The sequence below is a fragment of the Fodinicola acaciae genome, from assembly GCF_010993745.1.
In the GTDB taxonomy this organism is placed as follows: Bacteria; Actinomycetota; Actinomycetes; order Mycobacteriales; family HKI-0501; genus Fodinicola; species Fodinicola acaciae.
Window position 1 is genome coordinate 1459127 of sequence record NZ_WOTN01000003.1, and the last position, 14698, is coordinate 1473824.

A 14698-nucleotide genomic window follows, 5' to 3' on the forward strand; every position below is an offset into this window, starting at 1 on the left:
GACCTGTCCACGACCGACCGGGTGCCCTACGTCGGGCGTTATCACCCGGGCGCCCGGCGGCTGTGGGTGGCGACCGGTTTCGGGCAGTGGGCATGTCCGGCGGCACCGCCGCGGGGCTGTTGCTGCACGATCTGGTGCTGGGGCGGGAAAATCCGGACGCCGAGCCTTCAACAACGCGGAAGAGCTGGGACTGTCCCTGCCACGGCTCCCGTTTCGGGACCGACGGATCGGTGATTCAGGGGGCTGCGACCGAACCGCTACGCCGGCTTCGGACCGCCCGCCCACCGACCGACAGCCGAGCGGTGTCAGACAGCCGGAACGCAGCCCTACCGTGGGGACACGGCCTACGGGTGCGGCGAGCGGCCCGGAGAAACGGACCGGGTGGTTGACATCCGCTTCGCGGCGACAGCGGACGCGCTCAGCGCCACCGCGAACAGGAGGTAGGAGGCCAGCAGTCCTCCGGTGTTGTCGGCCGAACTCAGGGTCCCCCCGATCGCGCGGCCCAGGAGTTGTCCGGTGGCTTCCGCCGTGATGACCGCGGTCGCCAGCTCCGCGGCGGTGAACCCGCTGGTGCCTGCGGTGGTGGCCGCGAGGTAGACGCCAGGGTAGGCCGCGCCGACGCCGACGCCGGCGACGGTCCAGGCGGCGAGAATCCCGGCGAGCGACCCGCCAACAACCAACTGGACGGCCAGCGCGGACACGCCGAGGGCTGTCAGGCTCAACCCGGCCGTCGGAAAGCGTCGGGTCGAGGTGAGGCGGGTAATGACGATGCTTGTCATGGCCCAGGCCAATGGGGCGGCGGTCAAGACGGTCGCGGCCTGTCCCAGGCTCCTCTGAAAACCGGTCGTCAACAGTACGGTGATCAGGCTGTCCGCACCGAAATAGCCGACCGCGAACAGCACCATCGCACCGAGCGCGGCAGGAGTGCCTGGCCGCAGGCGCGCGGTCCCCGCTGGCAGGACCGTCATCATCCCGGCCAGGGTGATCATCGTTCCGCCGATGACCAGTGGCCACCATCCACCGCTCAGCACGACACATGCCGCCCCAAGTGGAATCAGGAACGTTCGCCCCAACGGCCGTTGCCGCGCGGACTGGTCGGGCGGATCGTCGCGGACGGCGCGTACCACCAGCACTCTCCCGAACAGGACCAGGGGCAGCGGTGCGAGCAACGTCCAGCGCCATCCCAGCAGATGCTGCAGGCCAATGGTCGCCGCGGGACCGATCAGGGCGGGCACGATCCACATCGCCGACGAGGCCGCGATCACCCGGATGCGCAGCCTGTCGTCCAGCTGCCGGACCGCGGAACTGACCCCGAAGACCGCCAGGACACCGCCGGCCAGGCCGCTGAGAAACTGGCCGGTCGCGAACATCCATGCGTCCTGGGCGATGGCGGCCAGCGACAGTCCGCCGACGTACGCGAACGTTCCAGCGGCCAGAGTGCCATGTGCGCCCAACCGGCCCAGGACGCGGTTGGCCAGCGGTAACGCAACGAAGAAACCCAGGGTGCCGCCGGCCAGCAGCAGTCCGAGCCTGCCCCGGGCATCCAGGTCACCAGCGACGATCGGCAGAAGCGTGGAACCAACGAAGCTGCCGACGGCGGCCGCGAACTCCAGCGCGACGATCCCCATCGCGAGGAGCAGCGATCCGGTTCTCCGGACCCGTTGATCTTGGGTCACGTGTAGAGCTGTCTGTCGTACGTATTGAGCTGCACCCACACACCATCGGGATCCTGAACGCGCAGCGACTCGCCGAAACCCTCGTCGATCACCGGTCCCGGCTCGAATCCGGCCTCTCGCAGCCGCGTTGCGACGTCCTCCAGCGACTCACTCACTTCGAAGGCCAGCTCGCATCGGCCCACCTCCTCACCGGAGGAACGGTGGATCGCCAGCATGCCGCCATCCGCGGACAACTCGATCCACCCGCCAGGACGTGACACCGCCCCCATCCGCAGGCCGAGCACCCGATAGAACCGGGTCATGGCCGAGACATCCGAGGTGTAGCGGATCGGCACCACTCTCATCGCGATCGTTCCTCACTCGTAGCGCCGCTTCGTCGCAAGTGGTCCTCGAGCACCCGCTCGACGAACGACGACAGCGACTCGTCGGCGTCGACAGAGGCGTGCTTCACCCGCCTGATGAGCTCGGTCGGCAGGTAGACGCTGAACTGCCGCTTGGGACTTTCCGGCATGCCAAGATGCTAGCAAATGAACATGCCCGCCTAAAGGTATGGCCCGCCTCCAACAGACTCGGCCACCGCCTGTGGCCTGGAAGGGCGGCGCCGCCGCGGGAGGCGGGAACCATTCGTCAGGGCGGCAAGTGCCGGAGCGCACGCGACTCTCGCCGCCGCCCGCCTCAGATCCGGCGAAGCACTAGGGCGTGTTTCCAAACCCTCGGCGCTGTTTTCGGGCATGCTGGGGTGATGGTGTTTAGGCAGGAGATTTCGGACGAGTCGTGGGCTTTGTTGGAGCCGTTTTTTCCGAAGTGGAAGGGGAATGGTCGGCCGATCTCGGATATGCGGCGGGTGGTGGAGGGGATCGCGTGGCGGTTTCGGACCGGGGCGCCGTGGCGGGATATGCCGGAGCGTTTCGGGCACTGGAACACGATTTATGGCTGGTTCTGGGACTGGTCGAAAGACGGTACCTGGGATCGAGTGCTGCAGGAGGTGCGGAAACAGGCCGCCAGCGCTGGTGACCTGGAGTGGGTGGTGTCGGTGGACGGGTCGATCGTGCGTGTCCATCAGCACGGCGCAACCCTCGCGCGCGACACGAGTGACGCAGGTGACCACACAGGGGGCTCTACAGGGGGCTCTACAGGGGGCTCTACAGGGGGCTCTGTCGAATTACAAGAAAACCCGCGACCCCGGACCAGGTGAACCGGCCGGTCACGGAATCGGTAAGTCCAGGGGTGGCCTGACGACGAAGTTCCACGTCGCGGCCGACCTCAAGCAGCGACCGTTGGGGCTGGTGGTCACCGGCGGACACGCCGCGGACTCCACGTTCATGCACGTGGTACTGGAGACCATCAGCATCTCCAATGGCCGGCCCGGCCGGCCGCGGACCAGGCCGGACCGGGTGATCGCCGACAAGGCGTACACCGGCAAGCCGTGCCGCGACTACCTGGCCCGGCGCGGCATCAAAGCCACCATCCCCGAACGTGGGGACCAAAAACGTGGTCGCGCCAACCGCGGGTCCGCCGGCGGCCGACCTCGCACTTTCGATCCAGAAATCTACAAAGGCCGCAACGTCGTGGAACGCTGCAACAACAAACTCAAACAATGGCGCGGCATCGCCATGAGAACAGACAAAACCGCACGCAGCTACCTCGCCGGACTCACCCTCGCCGCCACGCTCATCTGGACCAAATCACTAGTTTAGAAACACGGCCTAGGTCACCGGTCTGTCGTAGGCGCGGCGGACTCTGGAGTCGGGGACCAAAGTCCGGCGGCCTCACAGCCGTACGCCCAGACCGTCCCGTTCCGCGCGCGCCGGATCGTGCAACACGGCCGCGAGGATCGCGGCGCCGTCGACCACCCGCGGCCCCGGCCGGTTGAAGTACGCCGGCCCGTCCAGCACCCACACCGCCGGCAGCTCGCAGAAACCCGGCAGCCGCGTCAGCGACGACAGCTCGGTGAGCGTACGACGCGGCGGAAACCCGCACGGCATCAGCAAAACCACGTCCGGCCGCGCCTCGACTACGGCCGCCCGTTCGATCGCCGACGTGTGCTCACCAGCCGCGGCCAGCAACGGCTCGCCACCGGCGTACCGGATCTGCTCCGGCACCCAGTGCCCGGCTGGCCACACCGGATCCAGCCACTCGATCGCCACCACCCGCGGCCGCGACAACCCCGCGACCCGCACCGCCGCGGAAACGCGCTCGTACGAGAGCGCACACACATCGCAAAGATCCTGCGTAAGTACGACATCAGGCCGAAGCGCGGCCAGCAACGAGGCATCCAACTGATGGATCGACGACCCTTGATGAGCGGCCGCCGCGGAGATCTCCCGGCTCGCCATCCGGTCCTGGTCGATCAAGCTCGACGTCACGATCGGTACGGACGCGACCGCGGCCCGCCAGTCGCACTCGTGCGTACGCCCGACCAACTCCGGCAAGCGCTCCAGTACGGCCACGAAGTCGGTCGCCGCAGGCAGCAGAGAGACAATACGCACGACTAATTTGTAACCCACTCTTCGCGTGCGTTCGTCTCCCTATTGCCGAAAAGACGTGGGGAGTCCGGTGATCGACAGGCTGGAGGAGCTGTTCCGGGTGGGCCATCAGCGCCTGGTACTCATCAACGTCGCCATCGTCAAGGCACGGCTGCAGCGTGCCGCAGCACCTGCGCCGGATGAGCACGAATCCGGTCAGTAAATTGCCGATACTGCCGCGGCGTAACGCACATTTCAATTCCCGTATGAACGAACACGCGTCATCGGACCACAGCGGCGGCAGTAGCCTGGAAAACAGTTTCCTGCTCTCCCCAACCGAGCTGTCCGCCGCCACTATCCCTGGGTGGGCCGCGATTGGCATCGTCTTCGCCTGGATCGTCGCTGGCGACCTGGTCGGGCGCTGGCAGGGTATTCTCGCGAGTTCAGCGTATCCGTGTCTGTCTCTCGCGTGTGCGCCTCGCTATGTCCTACACGGCTGGTCGACACCACCGCCGACGCAGATCACCGGAGCTGACGTTCGGGCCTCACAGTATCGTTGAACGCCGCCACGACTGGTCGCCGGTTTGGCATAGACGCCGGTGATTTCGGCACCCGCGATCGCCAAACCGGAAACTCCGCTCTCTCGTACGAGCGTCGCCATCCCCTGCGCGTCGGTGACGGAAGATCCGATGATTCGACCTTCGGGTACGCCTTGTCCTCTCGCTTCAACGAAAAACGTCACTTCATTTCCGGGCAGCGCAGTGCCTCCGTCAGAGACCTTGGCGAGGAGAGTGACCGGCGCATGGATATTAACGACGCGCACGGTCGGTACAGAAACCGTGAGCGTTGTGCACCTGGAACAGCCGGCGACCGCAACAGCTCCCGCGACGGTCACGGTCGCCGCGGTGAAGACGGCTCCGCAGAGGACGAACATCCGACGACAACTGGCAATGAGAGACACCGCAGCGCGCGCGAGAGGCATACGTATGCGACCAGGCATCACGAACAACAGGCATCCTTTCGCTGTCGTGGAAACGATAGAATCGCCATGCGGTCGCCGCAATACGCACAAGTACGCAACCCTGCACTGGCACTCCCACCGAGTTGGCACTCGAGCCAGTCACAGGCGCGTCGAGACGACGGATACTCCGCGACGTGATATATGCTGCCGGAGCCCGTGTGGCACGTTGGGGTCAACCGGTCGTCGGCGGTTTTCCTTCCAGGTCGAGGGTTCCTCGGGCCATGATGGTGGTGTGACCGCCGACGCTGGTACGGATGAGTTGCCCGTTTTCCTTCTCCGCGGTGCATTCGATGAAGCTCGAGCGGCCCATTCGGACACCTTGGTTGATCTGGACGCGGTAACTGCCGGTCGGTTCGGGTGCGTGGACGGCCAGGTGCGCGACGAGTCCGGCGGCGGCCGATCCGGTGGCCGGGTCCTCCGCGATGCCGAATGCCGGAACGAACGCGCGGGCATAAATGGACGCGCCGTCGCGAAGCTCGCCGGCGAAGAAGTAGAGATTCGGCGACCAGCGGTTGGCCAACTCGGCGTTCCAAGTCGCCTGGTCGAGAAAAGCGGCGTCGACGGAGTCGATGCTGTCGAGGTGGACGTAGCAGAACGGCAGCCCGACGCTGCCGTACCAACATCCCCGGAGCTGTTTTTCGTCCAGGGAAAGCGAGGCGGCGATGGCTTGACGCGGTGGCTGTTCGTACGGCGCCTCGAATGCTGTCGTGGCGATCAGGCGGCTGAAGGTGCCAGCGGTCTCGACGGTGACCGGTCCGACTCCTTCTTCGAGTACGAATGATTGTCCGGGTTCCACCGGGACGTGGCCGTCGGCGGCCAGCACCGAGGCCGTTCCCACCGTCGGATGGCCGGCGAAGGGAAGTTCCTGGGTCGGCGTGAAAATGCGTACCTGGCGGGTGTGGCACGGGTCCCGTGGAGGCAGGACGAACGTGGTCTCGGAGAAGCCGAACTCATTGGCCAGGCTCTGCATCAACCGCTCGGACAGCCCGCGTGCGTCCGGAATGACGGCGAGCTGATTGCCCCCGAACGCCTCCTGCGCGAAGACGTCGGCGATGACGAACTCGTATCTCATCGTGTACGCCTTCCTTATCCAACGATCGCGTCGATCTCGACCGCCGCACCCAACGGCAGCGCCGCGACGGCGATCGCCGTACGGGCCGGACAGGGGCTGGTGAAGTGGCGTTCGTACACCTCGTTCACGGCCCGGAAATCGGCCATGTCGGTCAGGTACACCCCGACGCGTACGACGTCGTCGAGGCTCTTTCCCGCGGCCTCCAACACAGCCGTCAGATTGCGGAATATTTGTTCGGCCTGGCCGGCCGTGTCCGTGTCGATCAGTGCTCCGGAGGCGGGATCCTGCGCGATCTGGCCGCTCAGAAAGGTGAATCCGTTGGATTGCACCGCCGCCGAGAACGGACCCGCCGGCGCGGCGATCTTCCCAGTTGTCACGACCTGTCGTGTCATCATTTTGCTCCCGTGGCCGAAGATGCGAGTTTTTCCGATTCCCGGAGCAGCGCGCGCAACCGCTCCAGCAGGTCCTCCGTGTCATCGATCCCCAGCGCGTTGCGCAGCCGGTCCTGCGCGGTCTGCCACGACGTACGCGCATCGATCAGGCGGCGTTTGCCGACCGATGACAGCTTCACCATTCGCCGGCGCCGGTCGGTGCCGGCTTCGGTCGCCAACAGTCCGGCCGTCACCAACGCGTCGACCTCCCGTGAGCAGGTCGTACGCTCCATTGCCAGGCGCGCGGCGAGGTCGCTGATGGTAAACGGCCCCTCCGCGTCGACACGGGACAGGATCGAATAGCCGACCTGCCGCAAACCCGAGCCGCCAAGCGCACGGTCGTAGAGGCGTGCGACCGACCTGGTGGCCATCCGCAAAGTCGTACAGACGCAGGGTGTCTCCACAGGTTCCATTCAATGAGTGTATATACACTCATTGGCCTGTCAAGCCGTCGACCGACAGTGATCCGTCCCTCGCCGAGCAGCGCTCGTGGCCGATGGGCGTCCGAACACGTTCGGCTCGTTCGAAGAACGTACGGCCAGAAGATCCCACCCTCGAAGCCGACGATGTCCTCGAGCGAATCGCCGTCCACGGTGAACTGATGACTGGAGCGGTGCGCTTTCGCAACATCTGTACATGGGTACGAGAAAGCGGCCTGATAAGAATACCCCGGCTCCGGACAATCGACCGGTGATCGTTTGCGATTGATGGCAGCAGGAAGACGAGGTACGTGACCTGCTCGGCGATCCCCATCTATCGGATGTGCGACGAGAAGACAAGACGCGTATTCATCGACGCGGCATTCACCAAGCTGTGGATCGACATCGACCCAGAACACAAGATGTCGACCGTAGCCGAGGACGAACTCGCCGCGCCATTCGCGCCACTGATCAACGAGACGCGCCGCATCACACATCCACGCGGCCGACCCAGCCCTAGGTAGTCCGGAGCCAGACCCAAACCGGACCTGGCTCCACGCCACCTTGGCGCATCACCCAACTCAGGGTCCCGAGTTTGAGTAACACACGCATGGAGGACCTGATGCGCGCCTATTCGCACCCGGACGCCAGGAAACAAACCGCCGCAAACGCGCTCGACGCAACCACAGCTGGGGGTCCGGGGGCTTGCCCCGGCCGGGGTCTGGGGGCTGGGCCCCCAGGACGATGGCGGAACAAGAACGGCTCGCGCTCTCCGCGAGCACGAGCCTCCTACTTGTGGACCTGATGGCCGCTTATTCGCACCCGGACCTTCTGGTGGATATGCGGAAGATACGGCTGACGGTGCAGCAGGGTGACGAGCTTCCGGAAGCGCAAGTGCTCGATGGGCAAGTCGGTGAGGAGGCACGTCACCGGCTGGCTGACCGCTTGAGTGAGGCCGAGGTGCGGCAGCTGGTCGCGCGGTTTGAGGCTGGCGAGACGCGGGCGGCGCTGGGTCAGGCGTACGGCGTGAGTGTCAGCAGCGTCGGGCGGCTACTTCGACGACAGCGAGACGGCAACCTCCTCAAGGTCCGCTAACGGCCCTGACGTGCGCGAACGGCTTAATTACAAGCGTGTGCTACAGTGCTGCTGTAATTGACTGCAGTGAAGGTGATCATGGTGGCCATCTCAGGTGACTTCATGGAGTTCATCGCGCTGGAGTCTGGTGAGCCTGAGTTGGTGACCAAGTCCGAACTAATCGCCAAGGTCAGGGCAGCCGGGTACTCCGTCAGCGACCGACAGCTGACGTTCTATGTCACCGAGGGCATCTTGCCTCGCTCGATCCGCGTTGGGTCGCGGGCCGGCGCGTACCCGTCGGTCGTCGTGGAGCTGCTTACCTGGATTCTCCGCGCTCGGGACAGCGGCGTGCCGATCGAAACCCTCAAGGAGCTGCTGCCGGTTTGGAAGTTCCTGGTCCGTTCGCGGAAAGCCGAGGAGCTCAACCTCGCCGAGCTGGAGTATGTGGCACGGCAGCACGTCACCTCAATCGAAGGGGCGCTTACTGTCCCGCGGGTTGTCATGGACGTGCTCTTGCACCTCTGCGAGCAGTGCAGGGGGCAGGTACAAATCGTCGGCAAGGACGGTCAGCAAGTCCCAATGACCGGCTCCAATGTCACCGTGGGCTTTGCGATTGCCCGTATGCCGGATGACGACGTCGACGCCCCATCCAAGCCGCAATGGTTTGCATCGACACACATCAGCCTCGCCGGGACGTACGACTACGCGGCAGATCCCCGGACTGTGATCTTGGGCCTCAAGCCCAACGCCGAGCTTCCTCCTCCTCCTGTCGCTACATACAAGCACCAGGAGGATGAACCCGATATGCGTCGAGAGGAGCCCTCAAGGTAGAGGCGAAGATGAAACGTCGTGGCGGGCATTGGCGTGCCCGCCACAACTGAGGGTCGCCTAAGCAAACCCCATCGAACAAGGTGCAGCTTACGACCCTCACCAGAAGTCAACAAGTTGGCCAAGCGTGAGGAGAAGAAAGCTCATGGCCATCCGCATCACTGCCATTCGGCTGTCCGGTGGCACCACACATCAGCACATCGTCCGTCTGTGGTGGGTCAACCCGTCCACCAGCGAGACCAGCAACAACTCGCGCGCCGAGATCGTCGCCTGGATCGAACAGAAGCATGGGAAGGCGTACGTCGAAGACGCGTACAGCAAGCGTGCTGATGTCGGCGTCGTGACGCCGACACGCGGCGAGAAGTACCTCCGGACGCATGCCGACGGCATATGGACGGACAATCTGCTGGCACTGCCGCAGCGGTAGGAACTGGCGGGCGGCCACACAGCGGGCCGCCCGCGCTTCCGAAGTGTAAAGCGACTTGTGCAAACGCTGTTAGGCAGAAATCGTCGGGCGACCCAGACCTCCAGCGTGACCTAAATAAGAAGCCTCAGCCGGCGCGGGGTGGGAACCTGGACCCATGAGCGACGAGTACGGCATCCCTGACAACATGTTCGGCTACGTTCCGCCCGAGGTGTACGACATCGTCGGACGTATCACGATGCTGGCCGCCGTCCTCGACATGAAGCTCCAGCACCTCACGGAGGCGCTGCACACGCTGGCGTTCGCCGTGGGTGGCGCCGATGACGCGGTCTTCGCGCGAGCTGGCGACTCGCGTACGGCGCTCATCAAATGCTGCCGGAAGACGGTTGAGCACCTGGCGGCCGCTGGCGATTCGGGCAGTCTGCGCGCGGAGGTTTGCGCCTTCCTCGACGGTGCCGAAGCGGCGCTCAATGAGCGCAACGACGTTGTGCACAGCGTGTGGTCGAATCCGCGGACTGACCCGCTTTACGGCTGGCGGTACGCACGGCCTAAGCAGCGCGATGAGGGAGGACCTCCGGTGAGGTCGTACTTGCCGAGCGTTCAGCAGCTCAAGGACCTCATCGGGACCTTTGTGGCCCTGATTAACCATGTCCAGCAGCTCTTGCCGATTGTCAGTGGATTTACGCCGTTGCCTACGGACGCCCAATGGGGACAAGCCCACCGCAAAGGCAAAAGTCCGCACCTGACGATTGGCCGTCCTGGCGCGGCGCCGTCTTGACCGAATGAGCTCACCTTGCGCTGCCGGTAGGGCTTAGGGCGTTACGAAGTAGGCGGCTCGTCTGCTTCAGCGAACTGCACAGTACCGCGGAATCCGCGTAGCCTGCCGACAGCATTCCACCAGGGACTAAACAGATACTCCTGGACCGGCTTAGTGTCCTGCACTAGCAACTCGGCTTTTTGTGCTGGAGTGCGGTCGGAGACCATGACCATGCGGGCTCGTAGGGCGTAGCTGACGGCTACGCGGCGCGGCCGGCCTATGTAGGTGCCGGCAGTCAGCATGTCGTCGTAGACAGCCTTGACCGTGTCGTCGAGGCGCTGGTAGCTCCGGTCAATTTCGGCTTGGTAGGCCCGCCGGTTGTCGTCTCGAACGTCGGCTGGCAGTTCCGGCCAGAGGACCTTTGTGGCTTCCATTGCCACGATGACGAGGCGTTCGCCGAGTTCGTAGCGGCGGCGGGCACTCTGGAGGAGGCGTTCCTTGCGGATCTCAAGCCATGGCTTCGCCAGCCACTCGATGCCAAGTGCGACAACCAGCGAGACCACGGCCGAGACGATGACGTTCGTTGTCATGGCAGCAGTATCCGCGCTGTGAGCGAACGTCGGATCATCCGCTCAGGCCTTGGTCGTCTGCCGAGTGCATCGAACGTCCATGGCTATGAATTGTCGTTGACTGCGTTGTAAATTCCACTTTTTCTATTTGGAACAATTAGTGCATACTGAATATTGGTAAGGATTGAAAGGAGGTCGATCAATGCCGCATCCTGAACAAAGACAGCGAAAAACTCCGGTTAGTTTGCCCGAGTACCTCAGGAGCGGTCGAGAACACAAGGGGCTGACGTCAAGCGAGCTTGCGAGACGCTTGCACACTCGCGCTGCGTACGTCTCGCGGGTGGAGGCTGGGAAGTTCCGTCCGTCGCCTGAGCGACTATACCGCTGGGCCGCAGAGCTAGGGTTGAGTTACAACGATGCTTTCGGCTATGCCGGCTACCCGAGCCCCGATGACCTACCAAGTTTTCCACCCTATCTGCGCGCCAAGTACGACATGAGCGATGCAGTAGCTCGGAAAATTTGTACGTACTTTGACAAGCTCAAAGCCGAACACGGCTTTGTCGAACGGCACACGCCAGAACCAGCCGACCCGCGCCACGACTTGACGTGGTCGGAGCTGCTGGAGCTGGATGAGCTGCCGCCCGAACTGTACAACTGAAGGCACGGACCACCTGTTGCAACCGAATCGTAACGAAAAGGGGTGGGCATAACGACATAAGGAGCTACATGGAAGAACTGCCAACTAATACTATTCATCGCCTGCGCGACCAGATGCCCTCGATGCTGGACATCCTGCCGCGGGGCCTTACGACGGCCGAAGCGCGGCTAGTGGCTGAGCGCCAAGCCAGCCTGCTGCTGCGGCTGCTCGATGTGCGCCAGCCGTGCGCCGACATCGAACGGCTGCTGGAGCTGCCAGAGCTGGAGGTCGAGTTCCTGCCGGGCATCCCCGAGTCGGGCACGTCGGCGTGGCGCCGAGACCACTGGCATATCCGCCTGAACTCGGACGACGACCTGTGGCGCTCGCGCGTGACGCTGGCGCACGAGTTCAAGCACATCCTCGACGACCCGTTCCGGGAGCAGCTGTATCCGGGCTGGACGTACGACAGCGACGGCAAGGCCCCGCGGCAAGCCGAGGAGATCTCGGACTACTTCGCGGGCTGTGTGCTGGTACCGAAGCGCTGGCTGGTGAATGTCTGGTACGCCGGCGTACATGACGTGCCGACGCTAGCGGCTACTTTCGACGTGTCCGAAAGTCTAATTTTGACGCGGCTGGAGCAAACCGGCATCGAGGAAAAGGCACAGCCGGAGCACGAGCGGCATCCGCGACGGCCGTATACGCGCGCTGCTCTTCCTCGACTGGGTAGGCGCCTGGAGAGCCAACCAGCGCGACGACACGCTCTTGAACTGACTGGAGAGCGCGGATGAGCGATACCTTTGCGTCTCAACCCGAGCGCTACCTTATCGACCCGGCGGACGAGCCGGTCCTGCTAACCATTCCCGAAGCCATGGCCATCCTGGCAGTAAACCGCTGGGGGCTGCAGCGGCTCATATGGGATCGGCAACTGGCCACGGTGAAGATTGGCGGCCGGCGACTGGTCCCCGAGGAAGCAGTTAGCGCTGTGTTAGAACGACGACTGGTCGACATCGGGCCGGTGGATGACGTAGCACCGGAGCCGGCGAACAGCGCAACGTAAACGGAGAAGTCATGTATGGAATCCAGCAAACAGAATAATCATTTAGAACCTGTTCTCAAGCTCAGAAGGATCGCCTCCTCTCGGCTGCGCGTGGACCGGATGCTGCTGACTGTCGCTGAGACAGCGGAACTTTTACGAGTCAGCAAGGCGACGGTCTTTGTCACTATTCGGTCGGGACGGCTCAAGAGCGTCAAGATTGGCGCACGACGACTCGTGCCGTTGGACGCTGTCCGCGCGTTCCTCGACGAGCTGAGCCAGGAGGAAAACCTCTGATGGCTCGGCGTGCTCGTGGCGAAGGTACGGTCTACCAGCGCAAGGACGGTCATGGTCGGTTTGAGGCGGCCTTCTACGTCCCAACTCTCAACGGAAAACGCAAGCGGCAGCGTGTCTATGGGAAAACACGCCAAGAGGCGCAAGAGAAGCGTATTGAAATGCTGGCGAAGGTCGGGAAGGGTATCCAGCTACCCGATAAGGATTGGAAACTGTCGGCGTTTCTGGACCATTGGCTGGAGTATGCCGTCAAGCCCAAATGGCGTCCAGCCACATACGTGCGCCACGAGTCGATAGTCCGCGTGCATTTGAAGCCTGGTCTTGGCACATATCGCTTGTCACGGCTGTCCGTGCTCGCGGTGCAGGACTACCTCGATCGACAATTGGCATCCGGACAGTCAAAGGCATCAGTTCATCAAATGCGCAAGGTTCTTGGTGCCGCGCTCACGTGGGCGCAGCGGAAGGAGTTCCTGTTCCGTAATGTGGCGCGTCTCGCGGAGCCGCCGGGCTATCAGGCCGCTGAAGCGAAGTACTGGACGCTTGACGAGGCGCGGCGCTTCCTTGCGGCAATACCCGGACATCGCCTGTACGCTGCCTTTCTGCTGATCGTCCTGTACGGCCTGCGTGAAGGCGAAACGCTCGGCCTGCGATGGGTGGACGTAGACTTTTCGGAAGGCGTACTGCACATCCGTCAACAGTTGCAGCAGATTAACAACGAACTGGTGCAGTGCGAGCTGAAAACCAAGGCGTCAAGACGTGACGAGGCGCTAGTTGGGCTGGCGGCCGATGCGCTCGCCGCTCGCCGCGCAGCCATGATTGCAAACGGAGAGTCAATCGAGGGGCTGGTCTTTACTGGCGCGACTGGCAAGCCGCTTTGGCCGCGGAACTTCATGCGTTGCTTCCGGCGAATCTGCGCCAACGAAGGTCTACGACCAATCAAGATTCACGAGCTGCGCCATACGAACGCGACGCTCTTGAAGAAGCTGGGCGTGCCTGATCGTGACATCCAAGCAATTCTTGGTCATTCAGACCCGGCGACGACCAGGCGTCTGTATCAGCATGTCGATGAGACCGATAAAAATGCGGCCCTGGCGAAGCTTGAGGAGCTGTTCATCCCAGCTCCGGCCCCTGTAGCTTGCCGTCAAGAACTGCCGTCAAAATGGCAATCTGTTGTAGGATTTACGAAAAATACTTTGGTGGCTCCTCCCAGACTCGAACTGGGGACACAAGGCTCTTCAGGCGTCGGCCGAACTGCTGCGCTAAGACGCCACGATTTCAGGAACCAGTCTGATTTTACTAAATCTTATCTGTTAAATCAATGTGCTCCGAAGTTTGGGGAGCGAGTGCGCGAAGTGAGTTGGCACACGAACTTGGCTAGAACGCAGTGGTTGTTAGGGGTTGTTGCCGTCATCAACTGCCGTCAGGAGCCGGTCAGAGAACTGGTTGAGTGTCCATGCTGCGGGCGAGATATCGCCACTCATCCAGCCAAGCTCCGAACAACTTCACCAGCGAAATACGTCTGCTCGCCTAACAAGATGGACAGCGCCGCATGACTACGTCACGGGGCCGTACGACAAGCCGACCGCGTTTGCGGCGCACTCAGTACATGCCGCGCGATGGTCCAATCAAGCATTGTGTCCGAGCTGCGTTGGTGTTCCTACGTCGTCTGCTGTTCGAGACGAGTCAGGCGTTGGTCGTGATCCGCCAGCTGCTCGGCATGAGCGTCGGCAATGGTCGCCAGTTTGGTGTCGATCTCGTCCAGCCGATTGCTGACTTCGTTGAACCTCACATCTACCTTGGCGAACTTCGCGTCTATCGCAGCAAATTTGGCATCTAGCTCATCCCTCGTCGGCAGGTCAGCAGTCGCCTGCGTAACTGCTGCGGTAATGAACTGCTTCAAATCGTTGAGTGTGTCTTCATCCATAAGTGCTATCTATTCTGAAGCAAACCCAGTAGAAACGCAATGACGGCTCCGTGTCGCGTGATGCTATGCCGGCT

22 protein-coding genes are annotated in these 14698 nt (G+C 63.1%); 13 read left to right on the forward strand and 9 right to left on the reverse strand.

Translation table 11 applies throughout. From position 1 onward, the window contains the following. Nucleotides 1-344: 344 nt before the first annotated feature. Genes GNX95_RS33025 through GNX95_RS33035 form a run of 3 tightly spaced genes read right to left on the reverse strand, consistent with a single transcriptional unit; the run spans nt 345 to nt 2187 of the window. Nucleotides 345-1676: an MFS transporter gene (locus GNX95_RS33025; RefSeq protein ID WP_222854097.1), complete on the reverse strand. Its 1332-nt coding sequence runs from the start codon at nt 1674-1676 to the stop codon at nt 345-347. Then, nucleotides 1673-2020 (reverse strand): VOC family protein, encoded by a 348-nt coding sequence (locus tag GNX95_RS33030; RefSeq protein WP_163511573.1) that lies wholly within the window; start codon nt 2018-2020, stop codon nt 1673-1675. The genes GNX95_RS33025 and GNX95_RS33030 overlap by 4 nt, the downstream gene beginning before the upstream one ends. Continuing rightward, on the reverse strand, nt 2017-2187 hold the full coding sequence (locus GNX95_RS33035; RefSeq protein WP_163511574.1) for a CopG family transcriptional regulator: 171 nt from the start codon (nt 2185-2187) through the stop codon (nt 2017-2019). The genes GNX95_RS33030 and GNX95_RS33035 overlap by 4 nt, the downstream gene beginning before the upstream one ends. A 231-nt stretch (nt 2188-2418) precedes the next feature. Between GNX95_RS33035 and GNX95_RS44515 the strand changes: the two genes are divergently transcribed. Then, nucleotides 2419-2871 carry an IS5 family transposase gene (locus GNX95_RS44515; protein WP_222854098.1) on the forward strand — a complete coding sequence of 151 codons (453 nt, stop codon included), beginning with the start codon at nt 2419-2421 and terminating at the stop codon, nt 2869-2871. After that, nucleotides 2768-3373, forward strand: a complete 606-nt coding sequence (locus GNX95_RS43925) for an IS5 family transposase (RefSeq protein ID WP_222854099.1) — start codon at nt 2768-2770, stop codon at nt 3371-3373. The genes GNX95_RS44515 and GNX95_RS43925 overlap by 104 nt, the downstream gene beginning before the upstream one ends. Nucleotides 3374-3445: 72 nt before the next feature. Here GNX95_RS43925 and GNX95_RS33045 read toward each other — a convergent pair whose 3' ends face one another. Next, complete coding sequence (locus GNX95_RS33045; RefSeq protein WP_163511575.1) at nt 3446-4165, reverse strand: TroA family protein; 720 nt, start codon at nt 4163-4165, stop codon at nt 3446-3448. Nucleotides 4166-4232: 67 nt separating this feature from the next. Here GNX95_RS33045 and GNX95_RS43930 point away from each other — a divergent pair, with 67 nt between their 5' ends. After that, on the forward strand, nt 4233-4364 hold the full coding sequence (locus GNX95_RS43930) for a hypothetical protein (RefSeq protein WP_281356980.1): 132 nt from the start codon (nt 4233-4235) through the stop codon (nt 4362-4364). A 970-nt stretch (nt 4365-5334) separates the two neighbouring features. On the opposite strand, the gene GNX95_RS33050 is transcribed toward GNX95_RS43930, so the two are convergent. From GNX95_RS33050 to GNX95_RS33060, 3 genes are read right to left on the reverse strand one after another with little or no spacing between them, the layout of a single operon-like run. After that, the gene (locus GNX95_RS33050) at nt 5335-6234 is read right to left on the reverse strand and encodes a PhzF family phenazine biosynthesis protein (protein ID WP_163511576.1); all 900 of its coding nucleotides are present in this window, start codon (nt 6232-6234) and stop codon (nt 5335-5337) included. Between the two features lie 14 nt (nt 6235-6248). Continuing rightward, nucleotides 6249-6629: a Rid family detoxifying hydrolase gene (locus GNX95_RS33055; protein ID WP_246281839.1), complete on the reverse strand. Its 381-nt coding sequence runs from the start codon at nt 6627-6629 to the stop codon at nt 6249-6251. Then, a complete protein-coding gene (locus tag GNX95_RS33060; RefSeq protein ID WP_163511577.1) occupies nt 6626-7078 on the reverse strand; it encodes a MarR family winged helix-turn-helix transcriptional regulator in 453 nt (150 codons plus the stop codon). The genes GNX95_RS33055 and GNX95_RS33060 overlap by 4 nt, the downstream gene beginning before the upstream one ends. 317 nt (nt 7079-7395) lie before the next feature. On the opposite strand from GNX95_RS33060, the gene GNX95_RS33065 reads away from it, so the two are divergent. The 5 genes from GNX95_RS33065 (at nt 7396) to GNX95_RS33085 (ending at nt 10188) form a co-directional block, all read left to right on the forward strand. Next, nucleotides 7396-7608 carry a hypothetical protein gene (locus GNX95_RS33065; RefSeq protein ID WP_163511578.1) on the forward strand — a complete coding sequence of 71 codons (213 nt, stop codon included), beginning with the start codon at nt 7396-7398 and terminating at the stop codon, nt 7606-7608. A gap of 271 nt (nt 7609-7879) precedes the next feature. After that, on the forward strand, nt 7880-8179 hold the full coding sequence (locus tag GNX95_RS33070; RefSeq protein WP_163511579.1) for a helix-turn-helix domain-containing protein: 300 nt from the start codon (nt 7880-7882) through the stop codon (nt 8177-8179). Nucleotides 8180-8245: 66 nt separating this feature from the next. Then, complete coding sequence (locus tag GNX95_RS33075; protein ID WP_187369733.1) at nt 8246-8989, forward strand: MerR family transcriptional regulator; 744 nt, start codon at nt 8246-8248, stop codon at nt 8987-8989. 142 nt (nt 8990-9131) lie between these two features. Beyond that, on the forward strand, nt 9132-9413 hold the full coding sequence (locus GNX95_RS33080; protein ID WP_163511580.1) for a DUF3892 domain-containing protein: 282 nt from the start codon (nt 9132-9134) through the stop codon (nt 9411-9413). A 154-nt stretch (nt 9414-9567) separates the two neighbouring features. Next, nucleotides 9568-10188 (forward strand): hypothetical protein, encoded by a 621-nt coding sequence (locus GNX95_RS33085; protein WP_163511581.1) that lies wholly within the window; start codon nt 9568-9570, stop codon nt 10186-10188. Nucleotides 10189-10229: 41 nt separating this feature from the next. On the opposite strand, the gene GNX95_RS33090 is transcribed toward GNX95_RS33085, so the two are convergent. Further along, a complete protein-coding gene (locus GNX95_RS33090) occupies nt 10230-10757 on the reverse strand; it encodes a hypothetical protein (protein WP_163511582.1) in 528 nt (175 codons plus the stop codon). Between the two features lie 181 nt (nt 10758-10938). On the opposite strand from GNX95_RS33090, the gene GNX95_RS44090 reads away from it, so the two are divergent. The 5 genes from GNX95_RS44090 (at nt 10939) to GNX95_RS33115 (ending at nt 14253) form a co-directional block, all read left to right on the forward strand. Further along, nucleotides 10939-11394, forward strand: coding sequence for a helix-turn-helix domain-containing protein (locus GNX95_RS44090; protein ID WP_163511583.1), 456 nt, complete (start codon nt 10939-10941; stop codon nt 11392-11394). Nucleotides 11395-11462: 68 nt separating this feature from the next. Continuing rightward, nucleotides 11463-12161, forward strand: coding sequence for an ImmA/IrrE family metallo-endopeptidase (locus tag GNX95_RS33100; protein ID WP_163511584.1), 699 nt, complete (start codon nt 11463-11465; stop codon nt 12159-12161). Then, entirely contained in the window at nt 12158-12430 is a 273-nt protein-coding gene (locus tag GNX95_RS33105; protein WP_163511585.1) for a helix-turn-helix domain-containing protein, read from the forward strand. The genes GNX95_RS33100 and GNX95_RS33105 overlap by 4 nt, the downstream gene beginning before the upstream one ends. 15 nt (nt 12431-12445) lie before the next feature. Then, nucleotides 12446-12703 carry a helix-turn-helix domain-containing protein gene (locus GNX95_RS33110; RefSeq protein WP_163511586.1) on the forward strand — a complete coding sequence of 86 codons (258 nt, stop codon included), beginning with the start codon at nt 12446-12448 and terminating at the stop codon, nt 12701-12703. Next, nucleotides 12703-14253 carry a tyrosine-type recombinase/integrase gene (locus tag GNX95_RS33115; protein ID WP_163511587.1) on the forward strand — a complete coding sequence of 517 codons (1551 nt, stop codon included), beginning with the start codon at nt 12703-12705 and terminating at the stop codon, nt 14251-14253. Before GNX95_RS33110 ends, GNX95_RS33115 begins: the two co-directional genes overlap by 1 nt. 104 nt (nt 14254-14357) lie before the next feature. Here GNX95_RS33115 and GNX95_RS33120 read toward each other — a convergent pair whose 3' ends face one another. Then, the gene (locus GNX95_RS33120; protein WP_163511588.1) at nt 14358-14624 is read right to left on the reverse strand and encodes an uL10 family ribosomal protein; all 267 of its coding nucleotides are present in this window, start codon (nt 14622-14624) and stop codon (nt 14358-14360) included. Nucleotides 14625-14698 lie beyond the last annotated feature (74 nt).

Coding starts and splice junctions, on each gene's coding strand:
- GNX95_RS33100 (WP_163511584.1), top strand. CDS start 11,463: ATGGAAGAACTGCCAACTAATACTATTCATCGCCTGCGCGACCAGATG.
- GNX95_RS33050 (WP_163511576.1), bottom strand. CDS start 6,234: ATGAGATACGAGTTCGTCATCGCCGACGTCTTCGCGCAGGAGGCGTTC.
- GNX95_RS33110 (WP_163511586.1), top strand. CDS start 12,446: ATGGAATCCAGCAAACAGAATAATCATTTAGAACCTGTTCTCAAGCTC.
- GNX95_RS33030 (WP_163511573.1), bottom strand. CDS start 2,020: ATGAGAGTGGTGCCGATCCGCTACACCTCGGATGTCTCGGCCATGACC.
- GNX95_RS33055 (WP_246281839.1), bottom strand. CDS start 6,629: ATGATGACACGACAGGTCGTGACAACTGGGAAGATCGCCGCGCCGGCG.
- GNX95_RS33120 (WP_163511588.1), bottom strand. CDS start 14,624: ATGGATGAAGACACACTCAACGATTTGAAGCAGTTCATTACCGCAGCA.
- GNX95_RS44515 (WP_222854098.1), top strand. CDS start 2,419: ATGGTGTTTAGGCAGGAGATTTCGGACGAGTCGTGGGCTTTGTTGGAG.
- GNX95_RS33060 (WP_163511577.1), bottom strand. CDS start 7,078: ATGGAACCTGTGGAGACACCCTGCGTCTGTACGACTTTGCGGATGGCC.
- GNX95_RS33085 (WP_163511581.1), top strand. CDS start 9,568: ATGAGCGACGAGTACGGCATCCCTGACAACATGTTCGGCTACGTTCCG.
- GNX95_RS33090 (WP_163511582.1), bottom strand. CDS start 10,757: ATGACAACGAACGTCATCGTCTCGGCCGTGGTCTCGCTGGTTGTCGCA.
- GNX95_RS44090 (WP_163511583.1), top strand. CDS start 10,939: ATGCCGCATCCTGAACAAAGACAGCGAAAAACTCCGGTTAGTTTGCCC.
- GNX95_RS33105 (WP_163511585.1), top strand. CDS start 12,158: ATGAGCGATACCTTTGCGTCTCAACCCGAGCGCTACCTTATCGACCCG.
- GNX95_RS33080 (WP_163511580.1), top strand. CDS start 9,132: ATGGCCATCCGCATCACTGCCATTCGGCTGTCCGGTGGCACCACACAT.
- GNX95_RS33115 (WP_163511587.1), top strand. CDS start 12,703: ATGGCTCGGCGTGCTCGTGGCGAAGGTACGGTCTACCAGCGCAAGGAC.
- GNX95_RS33035 (WP_163511574.1), bottom strand. CDS start 2,187: ATGCCGGAAAGTCCCAAGCGGCAGTTCAGCGTCTACCTGCCGACCGAG.